Source organism: Streptomyces sp. NBC_01445, assembly GCF_035918235.1.
Taxonomy (GTDB): Bacteria; Actinomycetota; Actinomycetes; order Streptomycetales; family Streptomycetaceae; genus Streptomyces.
In genome coordinates, this window is sequence record NZ_CP109485.1 from 5,457,743 (window position 1) to 5,473,186 (window position 15,444).

Genomic DNA, 15,444 nt, shown 5'->3' on the forward strand with positions numbered 1-15,444 from the left:
ACACAATGGACCGCGCTCGTTCACGGACCGGTCGCGGGCAGTACGGGAATGAGCCCCTGCCACCGCGAGATCTCACAGCCGTCGGTCCTCTTGTACGTCGCGTCGACGGGCCGGCCGTGCCACGTTCCGGTGACGCGGGCGGTCGCGGGGCCTCCGTACTGCATCGTGCACTGGGAGTCCGGCGAGCTCGGCGCGAACGGGTCGCGGCCGTTCGCGGACAGCTCGTCGAGCCGCGCGCACGCGTTCGCGGGTTCCGGATGGGTGCCGCCCGAGGGCCCGCACTCCAGCTCGTACGTCCCGTCCCTTCCGTCACCCGTGCCGGTGACGGCGACCCGTAGCTGGTCCTCGACGGCGGGCTTGGCGAACAACTGAGGCAGGTGGAGCGGACCCGTGTCGGCGTGGGCGGCGGGGACCGCGGAGAGTGCGGCGGCGGAGGCGGCGGCGGTGAGTGCGATGCGGCGCAGCAACATGTGGGCTCCACGAATGAGTGAGAAGAGAAGACTGTGGAACCGCACCGTCCCGAGCGGCTCCACCGCGTCTAACGCCGGGCGGCCCGCGATGTTGCGGTGGGCCCCGGGACACGAGGGCGAACAGAAGGGCTTTGCTCTCCGGCCTGGACGCCTAGTACCGTGGGGGCCAATTGGTGACACGGCGCGATGCTGTGTCATCATCTGGACGCACCACTCGCGCTCGCGCGGGGGGTCGTGCTGGAGGCGTCGCCTAGTCCGGTCTATGGCGCCGCACTGCTAATGCGGTTTGGGCCTTAAAGCCCATCGAGGGTTCAAATCCCTCCGCCTCCGCTCCAAGATCCGAAGCCCCGGTCCTGATGGACCGGGGCTTCGGCGTTTCGGACCCGCGAGACGGTGTTTGCCCAGCTCGCAAGGGGTGCGGCAAACGGATTTCACATGACGGCGGCAGTCATGTAATGTTCTTCCTGTCGCCGGGAACGGGCCGAAGGGGCCGGGACCGAGACAAAAACAGAACAAGCACTCGTAGCTTAACGGATAGAGCATCTGACTACGGATCAGAAGGTTGCAGGTTCGAATCCTGCCGAGTGCACACAGGTGAGAGGCCCCCGGAGAGATCCGGGGGCCTCTTGCGTTATGCCCGTACGGCGGCGAAGTCGTACACGGCCCATTCGGTCAGAGGGACGTATCCGATTCGCTGGTAGAGGGCGTTGCTGGTGGCGTTGGCCGGGTTTGCGTACAGGGCGACCTCCTTGGCGCCTGCGGCCAGGGCGGCTCGGGTCACCTCGACCGTCACAGCGCCTGCGTAGCCGCGACCGCGCAGGTGAGCCGGGGTGTAGACGGGGTCCACCCGGACCATGCCGCCGACCAGCGAGGTCATGCCCGCCATGGAGACCGGGGTGCCGTCAGGGGTCTCCCAGAACGTGTAGTGCTTGTCGCCGAAGCGGGTGTCGGCCCAGGTGTCGGCGTCGATGGTGACGTCTTCCCCGACGTCGGCGGCGAACTCGCGGTGCCAGCGGAAGAGTTGCTCGCGGTCCTGCTCGCCCACGCGTCGGCCCCGGCCCGCCGGGACCGGCTCCGGTGGGGTGAGCGTGCCGAGGCGGTACAGACGGATCCGCGTGCTGAGTGTCGGCGTCGCGCCTGTGTGCCGCTGCCAGGCCTCGGCGAAAGCGGTGGAGGTGTCGTGGGCCGCGCTCACGATGGGGAGTACGTGGCCGAGGCCGGCCAGGAGCTCGGCGAGGGCTTCGGCGTCCTCGGGGGCGAGAGGGGTGAGGCTCAGGGGGCCGTGCTGGGTGAAGCGGTAGAAGACGGCACGGACCTCGCCCGCCCGCTCCAAGGTGCCGAAGACGGGGGCATGCGCACGGTATGCCTCTGTGCCGAGTGCCCGCAGTTTCTCGGTCGACGTCAGCGGCGTGGTGTGCAGGGCGGGGCGTGAGCGCAGGAAGTCTCCGGCCCGGGCGAGAAAGTCGTCGATGTCTTCGGTGAGGTGCCAGTCGTACGGTCGCATGCCTCATGGTTTCCGATGTGCTCCCGCTCCGGCTAGAACGTCAGGAGCCAGACGGTGATCCCGATCGGTATGAGTGCGCAGGTCAGGCCGGCGGTCAGGAGTACGGCGGCCAGGGCCCGGCGCTGCCACGGTCCCCACCCCTGATCACGTCCCCGAACAGCAGGAACGCACCGCAGCCCCTGGCGATGTCAGTGCCCGGGAGTAGCGTCCTGAGCATGACGTGGTGGTGCACCGGGGTGCGGTGGCGGGTCGGGGGCGGGCCGGCGCTGGGGTGGTACGGGGAGGGGAAGGGGGAGCGCGAGAGTCCCCTCGCCTTCGGGGACGTGCTGGCTTTCCGGGCCGTGGGCGGGCGCAGATGTCTCGGGGTGTGGCGGGGCGGCCGGCGTACGCCGTGTCCGGCGGCGGCGGTGCTGCCCGGGCGGGGGACGCGCGCGCAGTGTGCCGAGTGCGCCGGGATCGACCGGGCGCGCTCCGTTGCCGCGGACACCATGGCGGACGACCCGAGACCCTACCACGTGTATCTGGCCTGGTTCGGGAGCGGGATGGTGAAGGTGGGGATCACCGGGGTCGGGCGGGGGTCCGCCCGGCTGCTCGAACAAGGGGCCGTCGCGTTCACGTGGTTGGGGCGCGGGCCGCTGATGGCGGCGCGGCGGGCGGAGGAACTGCTGCGCAGCGCGCTCGGCGTTCCGGACCGGATTCCGTACGCGCAGAAGCGGGCCGTACGGGCGGCGCTGCCCCCGGCCGGTGAGCGGGCGGGGGAGCTGGCCAGGGCGCATGCCACGGCCGTCGCGCTCGCGGGGTGGCCCGAGTCGCTGGAGCGGCTGCCGTGCGAGGTGGTCGATCACGCGGAGGTCTTCGGGATCGAGGACGGAGTGGACGGTGCGGCAGGCGGTGGGCGGCTCGGGGGCGTGGGGAGCGTCGTGAGCGAGTTGGTCGAGGGCGGGGTGGTCGTGGGGACGCTGGTCGCCGCCGCGGGGCCGGATCTGCATCTCGTGGAGCGAATGGGGTCTCCCCTGCTCGAGCGAAGCCGAGAGCTTGGGGAAGGGCGGCGGCTCGTGGTCGACACCCGGCTGCTCGGCGGGTGGCGGCTCGAGGCGTTGGGGAAGTCGGAGCGGGAGGCGGCGGACGTGGTGACCTCCGTGCCGGTGAAACCGGTGAAAGAGGTGTCCGCGCTGCAGGGCGGGTTGTTCTAGGACTGTTCTGAGGCTGTTCCAGGAGGAGGCGCGAGGGGGCGCCGGGTTTTGCCGACCGGATGGTCAAGTCTCGCTTCCCGTAGGGCAATGGGGGTGGACACCGTCCGTCGCCGCACCGCATCGTGAGGACATGAGTGATCACGGAGTAGCACCTGTCGGGCCGGAGGGCAGTTCCGGTCCCGCCTGTACCGTCCGGCCCGTGCCCGTCTTCGAACCGCCTTACTACGCCGCCGTGTTCACCTCGGTGCGCACGCCCGGAGACAACGGGTACGGGGCGACCGCCGAGCGGATGTCGGAATTGGTCAGGGAGATACCGGGGTTCCTGGGGGAGGATTCCGCGGTCTCGGAAGGCGGGCTGCGGATCACCGTCGCCTACTTCCGGCACGAGGAAGGGCTCAAGGAGTGGGCCGGGAACGGGGAGCACCGGGAGGCCCAGCGGCGCGGGCGCGCCGAGTGGTACGAGAGCTACTCCCTCCATGTCGCCAAGGTCGAGCGGAGCCACGGATTTGAGCGCGGAGAGTAACGCGGAGCACGGCGCGGAGAGCAGCGCGGCGAACGGCGCGGAGGGCGGTGCGGACACCAGCACGGCCGGCGTCGGCGAGGCTGATCGGGTCGCCCGGTTCCGGGAGCGGCACGGCCTGGCCGGACTCGTCGACGTGCACACGCACTTCATGCCCGAGCGGGTCCTGAAGAAGGTGTGGGAGTACTTCGACGCGGCGGGGCCGCTGACCGGGATGGCCTGGCCCATCGCGTACCGGGAGGAAGAGGCGCAACGGCTCGCGCGGCTGCGGGAGTTCGAGGTCGAGGCCTTCACCTCCATGCTCTATCCGCACAAGGCGGGCATGGCCGAGTGGCTCAACGGATGGGCGGTCGACTTCGCGCGCCGGACGCCCGGCTGTCTGCACACGTCGACGTTCTTCCCCGAGCCGGGCGCCGACCGGTACGTGCGCGAGGCCATTGAGGCGGGCACGCGCGTCTTCAAGGCGCATGTGCAGGTCGGGGCGTACGACCCGAATGACGAACTGCTCGACCCCGTGTGGGGGATGCTCGCCGAGGCCGGTATCCCCGTGGTCATGCACTGCGGCTCCGGGCCCGCCCCCGGCAAGCACACCGGGCCCGAGCCCGTCGCCCGGCTGCTCGCCCGGCATCCGCGGCTGCCGGTGATCGTGGCCCACATGGGGATGCCCGAGTACACGGACTTCCTCGACCTGGCCGAGCGGTACGGGGAGGTGCGCCTCGACACGACGATGGCGTTCACCGACTTCAGTGAGCGTTTTTCCCCGTTCCCGCGCGCAGAGCTCGCCCGGCTCGCCGATCTCGGGGACCGGATCCTGCTGGGCACCGACTTCCCCAACATTCCGTACCCCTATGTCCACCAGCTGGAGGCCCTGGAGCGGCTCGGTCTCGGGGAGGAGTGGCTGCGGGCCGTGTGCCACGGGAACGGGGCACGGCTGTTCGGCCTTGACCCCTTGGTGTAACTCCTTGGACTGACGCTCCTGAGAGACCGCTGTGCGTTTCTCAGGGAATTCACAGGTTGTCGAAAGCCGGTTCTCAGAGCGGGCGCGCAGGGTGTGCAACATGACCGCGACCTCGCCCCAGGGGCGTACCGAACTGCTGAGGCCGGACGGGACCCCCGTCCGGGTCCTCGTCGTGGACGACGAACAGGCGATCACCGAGCTGCTCTCCATGGCCCTGCGTTACGAGGGCTGGCAGATCCGCAGTGCCGGGGACGGGATGGGCGCGGTGCAGACCGCGCGCGAGTTCCGGCCCGACGCCATCGTGCTCGACATGATGCTGCCCGACATGGACGGCCTGTCCGTGCTCGGCCGGCTGCGGCGCGAGCACCAGGACGTGCCGGTGCTGTTCCTGACCGCGAAGGACGCCGTCGAGGACCGGATCGCCGGGCTCACGGCCGGCGGCGACGACTATGTGACCAAGCCGTTCAGCCTGGAGGAGGTCGTCGCCCGGCTGCGCGGCCTCATCCGCCGCTCGGGCGCCGCCGACCGGCGCAGCGAGTCCGTGCTCGTCGTGGGTGACCTGACGCTCGACGAGGACAGCCACGAGGTGTCGCGCGGCGGGGACGGCATCCATCTGACCGCCACCGAGTTCGAGCTGCTCCGCTATCTGATGCGCAACCCGCGCCGGGTCCTCAGCAAGGCGCAGATACTGGACCGCGTCTGGAGCTACGACTTCGGCGGCCAGGCCAACGTCGTGGAGCTGTACATCTCGTACCTGCGCCGGAAGATCGACGCCGGGCGCGAGCCGATGATCCACACGCGGCGCGGCGCCGGATATCTCATCAAGCCCGCAGTGCCTGTCGCGTCATGAGCGGACGGCGGCAGCCGCGCAGCCTGCGCAAGCGGCTCGTCATCACGGCTGTCGCGCTGATCGCCCTGGTGTGCGCGGTCATCGGAACGGTGACCACCATCTCGCTGCACACCTATCTGTACGGCCAGCTCGACAAGCAGGTGCGCGGCGCGGTCGTCCAGTCCACCGGCGGACCCGGTCCGGAGCGGCAGGCGCAGAACCTGAACTTTCTCGCCGGCCCGAGCAGGCCGGGCACCATCGGCGCCCTCGTCGAGTCCGACGGAAGCGTCACCGAGGCCGCGCAGAGCGTCGCCGACCGGGACAACCCGGTCGTTCCGCTGACGCACGCGCAGATCACCGCGCTGGAGAGCGTGCCGCAGGACGGGGGGACGCACAGCGTCAGCGTGCCCGGACTCGGCGACTACCGGATCTCCTCGAAGCCGGGCGGCAACACCATGGTCGGCCTGCCCGAGACCGAGGTGCAGGACACCCTCAGCACCCTCATCGTCGTCGAGGTCAGCGTCACCGCGGCCGGTCTCGTCGCCGCGTCCCTCGCCGGCGCCGCCATGGTCGGCGTAGCCCTGCGGCCCCTGCGCCGCGTCGCGTCCACCGCGACCCGCGTCTCCGAACTCCCCCTGCACAGCGGCGAAGTGGCCCTCCACGAACGGGTCCCCGACACCGAGGCCGACCCGCGCACCGAGGTCGGCCAGGTCGGCGCCGCCCTCAACCGCATGCTCGACCATGTGAACGGAGCGCTGGAGGCGCGCCAGCAGAGCGAGACGCGCGTCCGCCAGTTCGTCGCGGACGCCAGCCATGAGCTGCGTACCCCCCTCGCCTCGATCCGCGGATACGCCGAACTCACCCGGCGCGGCCGCGAGGAGACCGGGCCCGACACCCGGCACGCGCTGGGGCGTATCGAGTCCGAGGCCCACCGCATGACCGGACTCGTCGAGGATCTGCTGCTGCTCGCGCGGCTCGACTCCGGCCGCCCCCTGTCGTACGAGGCGACCGACCTGTCACCGCTGGTCGTGGACGCGCTGAGCGATGCCCGCGCGGCGGGCCAGGACCACGCGTGGCGGCTCGAACTGCCCGACGACCCCGCCCTCGTGCTCGCCGACGGGCAGCGCATCCATCAGGTGCTCGTGAACCTCCTGGCCAACGCCCGTACGCACACGCCGCCGGGCACCACCGTGACCGCGCGCGTGCACCGGCACGGGCCGTGGGTCTGCCTGGACGTGCAGGACAACGGACCGGGCATCCCGCCCGAGCTGCTCCCGCACGTCTTCGAGCGGTTCGCGCGCGGCGACACCTCACGCTCCCGGGCCCACGGCTCGACCGGTCTCGGCCTCGCCATCGTGCAGGCCGTCGCGGCCGCGCACGGCGGCGCGGTGACCGTCGACAGCGTGCCCGGCCGGACCGTTTTCACCGTCCATCTGCCGGCCTGTGGCGAACCCGTCACGCACTCACAGGCGGGCCACAGTCTCACCACACCGGCCTGACAGGGCAGTTGGCGAATGTCGGTGTCATGCGAACCGATTCTTCTCCGGGCACCGACCCCTCCCTGGGGGTGCTGCCGGCACGGGAGCACCTCCCGGCCGGCGTGGGCGATGCACCGGTTCTGGACGTAGTGATCCCGGTCTACAACGAGGAGCGGGACCTCGGTCCCTGCGTGCGCAGGCTGCACCGGCACCTCGTCGGGACCTTCCCCTACCGCTTCCGCATCACGATCGCGGACAACGCGTCCACCGACGCGACCCCGGACGTCGCCGCCTCCCTAGCGGCCGCGCTCCCCGAGGTCCGGCACGCCCGCCTGGAGCAGAAGGGCCGCGGGCGCGCCCTGCGCACCGTCTGGTCCGCGTCCGACGCGCCCGTCCTCGCCTACATGGACGTCGACCTGTCCACCGACCTCAACGCGCTGCTCCCGCTGGTCGCGCCGCTCATCTCGGGCCACTCGGACCTGGCGATCGGCTCGCGCCTCGCGCGCAGTTCACGTGTCGTGCGCGGGCCGAAGCGCGAGTTCATCTCGCGTGCCTACAACCTGATCCTGCGCGGCTCCCTCCAGGCCCGCTTCTCCGACGCCCAGTGCGGCTTCAAGGCGATCCGGCGCGATGTGGCGCGGGTCCTGCTGCCGCTCGTCGAGGACACCGGCTGGTTCTTCGACACCGAGATGCTCGTCCTCGCCGAGCGGGCCGGGCTGCGCATCCACGAGGTGCCGGTCGACTGGGTCGACGACCCGGACTCGACGGTGCACATCGTGAAGACGGCCACGGACGACCTCAAGGGCGTGTGGCGCGTGGGCCGGGCGCTCGCGGTCGGCGCGCTCCCCCTGGACCGGCTCGCCCGCCCCTTCGGCGACGACCCGCGCGACCGCCAGGTCCAGGGCGTGCCCCGGGGACTGGCCCGCCAACTGGTCGGCTTCTGCGTCGTGGGCGCCCTGTCGACCCTCGTCTATCTGCTCCTCTACTCCGGATTCCGTACGTTCACGGGGTCGCAGGTCGCCAACGCGCTGGCCCTGCTCGTCTCGGCCGTCGCCAACACGGCCGCCAACCGGCGCCTCACCTTCGGCGTCCGCGGCCGCGACCGGGCCGTCCGCCACCAGGCGCAGGGCCTCGTCGTGTTCGCGATCGGGCTCGCCCTGACCAGCGGCTCGCTCGCCGCGCTCGGCGCCGCCTCCGCGGACCCGGCGCACTCCACGGAACTCGCGGTGCTCGTCGCCGCCAACCTCGCGGCGACGGTGCTGCGCTTCCTGCTCTTCCGGGCCTGGGTGTTCCCCGAGCCGCCCGCCGCTGCGTCGCTGCCCGTACCCGGTGCGCCGGACGCCTCCCGACCTACGTACGACCACGAACTGAGGACCGGACGATGACCCTGCCCCACCTCCCCGCCGACGCACCCGCGCTGCCACCGCCCACGGCCGCACCGGCCGTTCAGGGCCAGGGACACGGCCGCCCCAAGCAGCCCCCGCTCACCCGGGTCTGGCGCGGCCGGGACGACGACCCGCGCTGGGCGCGCCCCGCGTTCCTCGGTCTGCTGCTCGTCGTGGCGCTCGCCTACCTGTGGAACCTGAGCGCCTCCGGCTACGCCAACTCGTTCTACTCCGCGGCCGTGCAGGCCGGGAGCCAGAGCTGGAAGGCGATGTTCTTCGGCTCGCTCGACTCGGCCAATGCCATCACCGTCGACAAGCCCCCGGCGTCGCTGTGGCCGATGGCGCTCTCGGTGCGGATCTTCGGCCTCAGCTCCTGGGCGATCCTCGTCCCGCAGGTCCTGATGGGCGTGGCGACGGCGGGCGTCCTGTACGCGGCCGTGCGTCGCCGGTTCAGCGCGGCGGCCGGGCTGCTCACCGTGGTGGCGTTCGCGCTGACGCCCGTCGCCGCCCTGATGTTCCGCTTCAACAACCCGGACGCCCTGCTGGCGCTCCTGATGACCGTCACGGTCTACTGCGTCCTGCGCGGCATGGAGAACGGCCGGACGAAGTGGCTGGTGTGGGCGGGCGTCGCCGTCGGCCTCGCGTTCCTCGCGAAGACCCTCCAGGCGTTCCTGATCCTGCCGCCGCTGGCCGTCCTGTACGCGGTGTTCGCGCCGGGCAGGCCGCTCAAGCGGATCGGACAGCTGCTGCTGTCCGGACTCGCGATGGTCGTCGCGGGCGGCTGGTGGGTCGCGGTCGTGGAGCTGTGGCCCGCGTCCTCGCGCCCGTACATCGGCGGCTCCCAGAACAACTCGTTCCTTGAACTGACCTTCGGCTACAACGGGCTCGGCCGGATCAACGGCCAGGAGACCGGCAGCGTCGGCGGCGGTGGCGGAATGGGCGGCGGCGGCAGCCAGTGGGGCGAGACCGGCATCGACCGGATGTTCAACTCCGAGATCGGCAGCCAGATCTCCTGGCTCCTGCCGGCCGCGCTGTTGCTGCTCATCGCCGGTGTCGTCGTCACATGGAAGGCACGGCGGACCGACACGGCACGCGCCGCGTTCCTCGCGTGGGGCGGCTCGCTGGTGATGACCATGGTCGTCTTCAGCTTCATGGCCGGGATCTTCCACCAGTACTACACGGTGGCCCTCGCCCCCTACGCGGCCGCGCTCGTCGGCATGGGCGCGACCGTGCTGTGGGAAGAGCGGGCCAGGTTCACGGCGTCCGCGGCGCTCGGCATCACGGTGGCGGTGACGGCCGTGTGGTCGTACGTCCTGCTGAACCGGACGCCCGACTATCTGCCGTGGCTGCGCTGGGTGATCCTCGTCGGCGGCGTCGCCGCGGGCCTCGGCCTGGCCGTCGCGGGCCGGCTGAACCGGCAACTGGCGCTCGGCGCCGCCGGTGTGGGTCTCGTGGCCGCACTGGCCGGGCCGACCGCGTACACCATCAGCACGCTCGACACCGGGCACAGCGGGTCGATCGTGACGGCCGGTCCCGCCGGGGCGAGCATGATGGGCGGCCGGGGCGGGGGCCCCGGTGGCGGTGACGGCGGGATGCGCGGCGGCGGGATGCAGCCGCCTGGCCAGGGGCAGCAGAACGGCCAGGGCCAGCAGGCCGGCGGCGGGCAGGGCCAGCAGGGTGGCGGCATGGGCCAGCCCCCGGCCGGCGGCATGCCCGGCCAGGGCCAGAACCAGGGCCAGGGCACCGGAAACGGCAAGCAGCAGGGAACAGGCACCGGCACCCTCCCCGGCGGCGCCCGCACGGGCGAGCGCGGTGGCATGGGAGGCGGCGGTGGCATGGGCGGCCTCCTCAACGGCGCCCAGGTCAGCGCCAAGGCCAAGGCCCTCGTCGAGAAGAACGCGGACGACTACACCTGGGCCGCCGCGGCCATCGGCTCGCAGAACGCGGCGAGCTACCAGCTCTCCACCGGGAAGCCCGTCATGGCGATCGGCGGCTTCAACGGCAGTGACCCGTCCCCGACGCTCGCCCAGTTCAAGAGCTACGTCGAGGACGGGAAGATCCACTACTTCATCGGTGGCGGCATGGGCGGGATGGGCGGCGGCAGCGGCTCCGCCTCGAAGATCCAGTCCTGGGTCGAGAAGAACTACACGAAGGTCACCGTGGGCAGCTCGACCTTCTACGACCTGACGAAGCCCAAGAGCTAACGGCTCTTGCGCGTCAGCGCCAGATCGGCGACAACCGGGCGGTGGTCCGAGGCGAGAGTCTCGGCCACCGCCGCGTCGCGTACCCGGACCCCCTCGCCCACGGCGATGTAGTCGATCCGCTTGACCGGATCCGCCGCCGGGAAGGTGTTCGCCCCCGGGTCGGCGGGCATCAGTTCCTTCCACAGCGGTGCGAGTTCGGGCGCGTCCGGCGCCGCGTTGAAGTCGCCGAGCAGGATCTGGCGGTCCCTGGGCGACGTACGTTCCGCGGCCATGATCCTGCGCGTGTCGGCGACCTGTGCGGCCCGTACCGAGGGGTCGGACCGGTAGTCGAGGTGCGTCACGAACACCTGGACCGGCACCCCGCGCACCTTCAGCTCGACCTCCCCGAAGCCGGGCGCGGGCGCAGGGACCGGGTTCGGGTCCTGCGTCGACAGGCGGGTGATCTCGTGGTTGACGGCGCCGCGGACCGGATACCGGGACAGGACCGCGACCCCGTACTCGCGGCGCGGCCCTCCCTCCTCGACCGGGTCGAGGCTGTAGATCGGCGCGAACGACACATGCATCCCGAGCCGGTCCGCCAACTCCTCGGCCAGATCCCGGTTCTGGCTGCGGGCGTCCCAGTGGACGTCGACCTCCTGGAGCCCGATCACATCGGCGTGGAGCGCGCGCAGCGCCGCCTCCTGCCGGTCGAGATCGAAGACGTTGTCCATGCCGGAACCGGCGTGGATGTTGTACGTGGCGATGCGCAGCGGGACGGGTGGCGGTCCCCCGGCGGCCTGCGCGGGCGGCGCGGCGGCGAGTCCCCCCAACAGCCCGGCGGCGAGCAGAACATGCGGTGTGCGGCGGTGCTTGGACATCCGACCCCTCACTCATCAGGTTTCAGCGGGAGAACGCTAGCGGGTGTCGGGCGTCGAAAAGTGACTTGGCCGCCGCGCGGGGACGGCTATACGGTGTACGACGTCACTCGACATACACCGTATAGGGGAATCCGAACATGACGGCGACGACCGCCGAGAACTCAACGGCCGCCACCGGCGGCGGCCACCCGCAGCGCTGGCTGATCCTCGGCGTCATCTGCCTCGCCCAGCTCACCGTGCTGCTCGACAACACCGTCCTGAACGTGGCGATCCCCTCCCTCACCCGGGAGCTGGACGCCTCGACCTCCGACATCCAGTGGATGATCAACGCGTACTCGCTGGTCCAGTCGGGTCTGTTGCTCACCGCGGGCAGCTCCGCCGACCGCTACGGGCGCAAGAAGATGCTCGCGGCCGGGCTCGTCCTGTTCGGCGCCGGATCGCTGGTCGCCGGCCTCGCCCAGTCCACCGGGCAGTTGATCGCCGCGCGCGCCGGCATGGGCATCGGTGGCGCGCTCCTGATGACCACCACGCTCGCCGTCGTCGTGCAGATCTTCGACGACAAGGAGCGGGTCAGGGCGATCGGACTGTGGGCCACCGTGAACTCCCTCGGCTTCGCCGCGGGCCCGCTCATCGGCGGCGTCATGCTCGACCACTTCTGGTGGGGCGCGATCTTCCTCATCAACATCCCGGTCGCGGTGATCGGCCTGATCGCGGTCATCGCGCTTGTCCCCGAGTCGAAGAACCCGCTCGGCGACCGCCCCGACCTGGTCGGCGCGCTCCTGTCCACGGTCGGTATGACGGGCGTGGTCTACGCGATCATCTCGGGCCCGCAGCACGGCTGGACGTCCGCGCACGTCGGTATCTCCGCGCTGGTCGGCCTCGTGGTCCTGGGCGCGTTCGTCGTGTGGGAGCTGCGCATCCCGTATCCGATGCTGGACATGCACTTCTTCCGCAACCAGCAGTTCACCGGCGCCGTCGCCGGCGCGATCCTGGTCGCCTTCGGCATGGGCGGCTCGCTCTTCCTGCTCACCCAGCACCTCCAGTTCGTGCTCGGCTACGGGGCCCTGGAGGCCGGTCTGCGCACGGCGCCGATGGCCCTGACGGTCGTCGTCCTCAACCTCACCGGCGTCGGTGCGCGCATCCTGCCGAAGCTCGGCACCCCCGCGACCATCGCCACCGGCATGTCGTGCCTCGCGGCCGGTCTCGCGGCGATCGCCCTGCTCGGCGGGGACTCGTACGGGGGCATGCTGCTCGGCCTCGTCGTGATGGGCGCGGGCATCTCCATCGCCATGCCCGCCATGGCGAACGCCATCATGAGCGCGATCCCGCCGGAGAAGGCGGGCGTCGGCGCCGGAGTCAACGGCACGCTCGCCGAGTTCGGCAACGGTCTCGGCGTGGCCGTCCTCGGCGCCGTGCTGAACTCCCGGTTCGCCGCGCTCGTATCCGTCTCCGCGGCCTCGCTCCCGGCGGCGCTCGCCGCGGCGAAGTCGGGGGCGGAGCGGGAGCGGATCGCCGACGCGTTCGCTTCGGGTCTGGAGACCAGCCAGCTGGTCGGCGCGGTCGCCGTGCTCGTGGGCGGCCTGCTGGCCGCGGCGTTGCTCAGGAGGGCGGAGCGGGCAGACTCAGCGGTGAAGGCCGCGGCGTAGCTGCACATAGCATCGGTGGCAGCGGACCGGGCCGTTCCGGTCCGCTGCCGGAACCGGGGCCGGTACGAGGACTTTGGGAAGGTGCGCCATGGCGAAGGCAGCCGACCGCGCGGGGCGTCCGGCGCGGACGAGCGTCTGGCTGGAGGGCAAGACGCCGCGTACCCGCAGGAGCGAGGCGCCCAGCACGCTCGACCGGGAGCGGATCACTGCGGCCACGGTGAGACTCCTCGACGCGGAGGGCCTCGCCAAGTTCTCGATGCGGCGCCTCGCGGCCGAGCTCGGCGTGACCGCGATGTCCGTCTACTGGTACGTCGACACCAAGGACGACCTCCTGGAGCTGGCCCTCGACCGCGTCTTCGGCGAGATGGAACTGCCCGAGCCCGCGGCGCCCGACGGCGACTGGCGCACCCCGCTGAGGCAGCTCGCCGGGGTGTACCGCGCGAGCCTGGTCCGCCACCCCTGGACCTCCCCGCTGACGGGTCATTTCCTCAACATCGGCCCGCACTCGCTGGCGTTCTCGCGCCAGGTGCAGCGCATCATCGAGGACACCGGCCTCACCCTGCAGGGCCAGCGGGGCGCGATCGCCGCCGTCTTCCAGTTCGTGTACGGGTACGGGACCATCGAGGGCCACTTCGTGCAGCGCTGCGCGGATGCCGGGATGACCCAGGACGAGTACTACCACCACGCGATGGGCGCCTTCGGCGAACTGGCCCCGGAAATGGCCGAGGACTACGAGAACGCGCGGGTGCTGATGGCGGGCACCGAGGGGCACAAGGTGGAGGACATCCGCGAGGCCGACTTCCAGATCGCGCTCGATCTGCTGGTGGCGGGCATCGACACGATGGTCGCGGCCCAGCGGAATGCCTCCGGCTAGAACCTCACGCGAGATGCGCCGGGAATCCGCCGGTCGCCACGGGTCCCCATCGCTGCGGTGTGATCCGGATGATGGACTTGCCCTGCTTGAGCATCGCGGCGCGGGCCCCTTTTTTTTGCGTCCCTCGCGCTGCTTCGCAGGCTTCGGGACGCTGCGTCGGACTCCGTCCGTCGGCTTTTACTCGCTCGGGGCGAGATGCGCCGGGAATCCGCCGGTCGCCACGGGTCCCCATCGCTGCGGTGTGATCCGGATGATGGACTTGCCCTGCTTGAGCATCGCGGCGCGGTATTCGTCCCAGTCCGGGTGTTCGCCCGAGATGTTGCGGAAGTACTCGACCAGCGGTTCCACCGACTCGGGCGGGTCGATGACCTCCGCGGTGCCGTCGATCTGGACCCACGGTCCGTTCCAGTCGTCACTCAGGATGACCACGCTCACCTGCGGATTCCGCTTGGCGTTACGGGTCTTGGCGCGTTCGGGATAGGTGGAGACGACGATCCGCCCGGAGTCGTCGACCCCGCAGGTCAGGGGGGAGGCCTGCGGGGTTCCGTCGGCGCGGGCGGTCAGCAGGAGCGCGCGGTGGCGCGGGCGGACGAAGTCGAGCAACTCGTCCAGGGAGACACGGGTGTTGGTCGCGATGCTGGGTGCCATGTCCAGCACCCTACGACGTGAACCGCGCTCGAACCGCTCATACCTGCGGCAGCGAGTCCCCCTGCACTGCCTGGATGTCCAGCTCCACCTTCAGCGTCGTGCCGATCGCGGAGATGCCCGCCTGGACGACCTGGTTGTAGTTCATCGCGAAGTCCTCGCGCTTCAGCTCGGTCGTCGCCCGGAACGCCGCCCGGGTGCCGCCCCACGGGTCCGCCCCCGTGCCGAGGTAGCTGAGGTTCAGGTCCACAGGCCGTACGACACCGTGCAGCGTCAGCTCACCGTGCACCGTCCAGCGGTCGGACCCGGCCGGCTCCAGGCCGGTCGAGCGGAACGTGATCTCCGGGAACGTCTCGACGTCCAGGAAGTCGGGCGTCTTCAGGTGCCCGTCCCGCATGCCGTTGCCCGTGTCGATGGAGGACGCCTTGATGACCGCCTCCACCCGCGACTTCTCCACGTCCTGGGCGATCTCGATGCGCCCGCCGAACTCCGTGAACCGGCCGTGCACGCTCGAAATGCCGAGGTGCTGCGCGACCGCGCCCACGGAGGAGTGCACCGGGTCGATCGTCCACGGCCCGGGCGGCGGCAGTTCGGCGCCACCCTGCCGGGCGAGGACCACCGTGCCGACGTCGGCACGGCCGCTCGCCGTCACCATCGCCGTGGACGCCGTCGGCGCGTAACCGACCGCCGTCACGATCACCACGTACGGGCCCGGGGTCAGGGTCACCGCGTCGTGCACGGCCCCCTCGTCGTCGGCCTCGGCCCGCAGCACCTGCGCACCCGTCATGTCGGTCACCGTCACGACGGCGTGCGGCAGAGCCCATCCGTCCCTGGTACGGATCCGCGCGCTCAGTCCCATGCTTCTCCCTTGCGCCGGAAAA

The 15,444-nt window shown here is 71.2% G+C and carries 14 protein-coding genes, 2 tRNA genes and 1 pseudogene; 11 read left to right on the plus strand and 6 right to left on the minus strand.

Annotated features, from left to right (window positions below):
• Positions 1-20: 20 nt before the first annotated feature.
• Complete coding sequence (locus tag OG574_RS24860; protein ID WP_326778604.1) at positions 21-467, minus strand: SSI family serine proteinase inhibitor; 447 nt, start codon at positions 465-467, stop codon at positions 21-23.
• Positions 468-709: 242 nt separating this feature from the next.
• On the opposite strand from OG574_RS24860, the gene OG574_RS24865 reads away from it, so the two are divergent.
• A tRNA-Ser gene (locus tag OG574_RS24865) sits at positions 710-800 on the plus strand.
• Between the two features lie 186 nt (positions 801-986).
• Positions 987-1,059: transfer RNA gene (locus tag OG574_RS24870), tRNA-Arg, on the plus strand.
• Positions 1,060-1,101: 42 nt separating this feature from the next.
• On the opposite strand, the gene OG574_RS24875 is transcribed toward OG574_RS24870, so the two are convergent.
• Positions 1,102-1,974, minus strand: coding sequence for a GNAT family N-acetyltransferase (locus OG574_RS24875; RefSeq protein ID WP_326775016.1), 873 nt, complete (start codon positions 1,972-1,974; stop codon positions 1,102-1,104).
• A 215-nt stretch (positions 1,975-2,189) separates the two neighbouring features.
• On the opposite strand from OG574_RS24875, the gene OG574_RS24880 reads away from it, so the two are divergent.
• From OG574_RS24880 to OG574_RS24910, 7 genes are all read left to right on the plus strand, one after another.
• Positions 2,190-3,167 carry a DUF2797 domain-containing protein gene (locus OG574_RS24880; RefSeq protein WP_326775017.1) on the plus strand — a complete coding sequence of 326 codons (978 nt, stop codon included), beginning with the start codon at positions 2,190-2,192 and terminating at the stop codon, positions 3,165-3,167.
• A 199-nt stretch (positions 3,168-3,366) separates the two neighbouring features.
• Positions 3,367-3,690 (plus strand): antibiotic biosynthesis monooxygenase family protein, encoded by a 324-nt coding sequence (locus tag OG574_RS24885; RefSeq protein ID WP_324907644.1) that lies wholly within the window; start codon positions 3,367-3,369, stop codon positions 3,688-3,690.
• The gene (locus OG574_RS24890) at positions 3,674-4,645 is read left to right on the plus strand and encodes an amidohydrolase family protein (RefSeq protein ID WP_442816847.1); all 972 of its coding nucleotides are present in this window, start codon (positions 3,674-3,676) and stop codon (positions 4,643-4,645) included. The genes OG574_RS24885 and OG574_RS24890 overlap by 17 nt, the downstream gene beginning before the upstream one ends.
• 100 nt (positions 4,646-4,745) lie before the next feature.
• The gene (locus tag OG574_RS24895; protein ID WP_234374846.1) at positions 4,746-5,495 is read left to right on the plus strand and encodes a response regulator transcription factor; all 750 of its coding nucleotides are present in this window, start codon (positions 4,746-4,748) and stop codon (positions 5,493-5,495) included.
• On the plus strand, positions 5,492-6,973 hold the full coding sequence (locus OG574_RS24900; RefSeq protein WP_326775018.1) for a sensor histidine kinase: 1,482 nt from the start codon (positions 5,492-5,494) through the stop codon (positions 6,971-6,973). Before OG574_RS24895 ends, OG574_RS24900 begins: the two co-directional genes overlap by 4 nt.
• Before the next feature lie 26 nt (positions 6,974-6,999).
• On the plus strand, positions 7,000-8,337 hold the full coding sequence (locus OG574_RS24905) for a bifunctional glycosyltransferase family 2/GtrA family protein (RefSeq protein WP_326775019.1): 1,338 nt from the start codon (positions 7,000-7,002) through the stop codon (positions 8,335-8,337).
• Positions 8,334-10,541, plus strand: a complete 2,208-nt coding sequence (locus tag OG574_RS24910; protein WP_326775020.1) for an ArnT family glycosyltransferase — start codon at positions 8,334-8,336, stop codon at positions 10,539-10,541. Before OG574_RS24905 ends, OG574_RS24910 begins: the two co-directional genes overlap by 4 nt.
• Here OG574_RS24910 and OG574_RS24915 read toward each other — a convergent pair.
• Positions 10,538-11,398: an endonuclease/exonuclease/phosphatase family protein gene (locus OG574_RS24915; RefSeq protein WP_326775021.1), complete on the minus strand. Its 861-nt coding sequence runs from the start codon at positions 11,396-11,398 to the stop codon at positions 10,538-10,540. The genes OG574_RS24910 and OG574_RS24915 overlap by 4 nt on opposite strands.
• Positions 11,399-11,535: 137 nt before the next feature.
• On the opposite strand from OG574_RS24915, the gene OG574_RS24920 reads away from it, so the two are divergent.
• Both OG574_RS24920 and OG574_RS24925 read left to right on the plus strand, forming a co-directional pair.
• A complete protein-coding gene (locus tag OG574_RS24920) occupies positions 11,536-13,044 on the plus strand; it encodes an MFS transporter (protein WP_326775022.1) in 1,509 nt (502 codons plus the stop codon).
• Positions 13,045-13,132: 88 nt separating this feature from the next.
• On the plus strand, positions 13,133-13,918 hold the full coding sequence (locus tag OG574_RS24925) for a TetR/AcrR family transcriptional regulator (protein ID WP_326775023.1): 786 nt from the start codon (positions 13,133-13,135) through the stop codon (positions 13,916-13,918).
• Positions 13,919-13,922: 4 nt separating this feature from the next.
• Here the strand turns inward: OG574_RS24925 and OG574_RS24930 are convergent.
• The 3 genes and pseudogenes from OG574_RS24930 to OG574_RS24940 all read right to left on the minus strand — a co-directional run.
• Positions 13,923-14,021 (minus strand): annotated as a pseudogene (locus tag OG574_RS24930) (PPOX class F420-dependent oxidoreductase); the annotation flags it as partial.
• 74 nt (positions 14,022-14,095) lie between these two features.
• Positions 14,096-14,566, minus strand: coding sequence for a PPOX class F420-dependent oxidoreductase (locus tag OG574_RS24935; RefSeq protein WP_326775024.1), 471 nt, complete (start codon positions 14,564-14,566; stop codon positions 14,096-14,098).
• A 37-nt stretch (positions 14,567-14,603) separates the two neighbouring features.
• Positions 14,604-15,422: a YceI family protein gene (locus tag OG574_RS24940; protein ID WP_326775025.1), complete on the minus strand. Its 819-nt coding sequence runs from the start codon at positions 15,420-15,422 to the stop codon at positions 14,604-14,606.
• Positions 15,423-15,444: the final 22 nt, after the last annotated feature.

What these genes read in the sequence shown, in the direction of transcription:
- OG574_RS24875 (WP_326775016.1), bottom strand. Translation starts at nt 1,974, where the DNA reads ATGCGACCGTACGACTGGCACCTCACCGAAGACATCGACGACTTTCTC.
- OG574_RS24880 (WP_326775017.1), top strand. Translation starts at nt 2,190, where the DNA reads ATGACGTGGTGGTGCACCGGGGTGCGGTGGCGGGTCGGGGGCGGGCCG.
- OG574_RS24895 (WP_234374846.1), top strand. Translation starts at nt 4,746, where the DNA reads ATGACCGCGACCTCGCCCCAGGGGCGTACCGAACTGCTGAGGCCGGAC.
- OG574_RS24900 (WP_326775018.1), top strand. Translation starts at nt 5,492, where the DNA reads ATGAGCGGACGGCGGCAGCCGCGCAGCCTGCGCAAGCGGCTCGTCATC.
- OG574_RS24905 (WP_326775019.1), top strand. Translation starts at nt 7,000, where the DNA reads ATGCGAACCGATTCTTCTCCGGGCACCGACCCCTCCCTGGGGGTGCTG.
- OG574_RS24910 (WP_326775020.1), top strand. Translation starts at nt 8,334, where the DNA reads ATGACCCTGCCCCACCTCCCCGCCGACGCACCCGCGCTGCCACCGCCC.
- OG574_RS24915 (WP_326775021.1), bottom strand. Translation starts at nt 11,398, where the DNA reads ATGTCCAAGCACCGCCGCACACCGCATGTTCTGCTCGCCGCCGGGCTG.
- OG574_RS24920 (WP_326775022.1), top strand. Translation starts at nt 11,536, where the DNA reads ATGACGGCGACGACCGCCGAGAACTCAACGGCCGCCACCGGCGGCGGC.
- OG574_RS24925 (WP_326775023.1), top strand. Translation starts at nt 13,133, where the DNA reads ATGGCGAAGGCAGCCGACCGCGCGGGGCGTCCGGCGCGGACGAGCGTC.
- OG574_RS24935 (WP_326775024.1), bottom strand. Translation starts at nt 14,566, where the DNA reads ATGGCACCCAGCATCGCGACCAACACCCGTGTCTCCCTGGACGAGTTG.
- OG574_RS24940 (WP_326775025.1), bottom strand. Translation starts at nt 15,422, where the DNA reads ATGGGACTGAGCGCGCGGATCCGTACCAGGGACGGATGGGCTCTGCCG.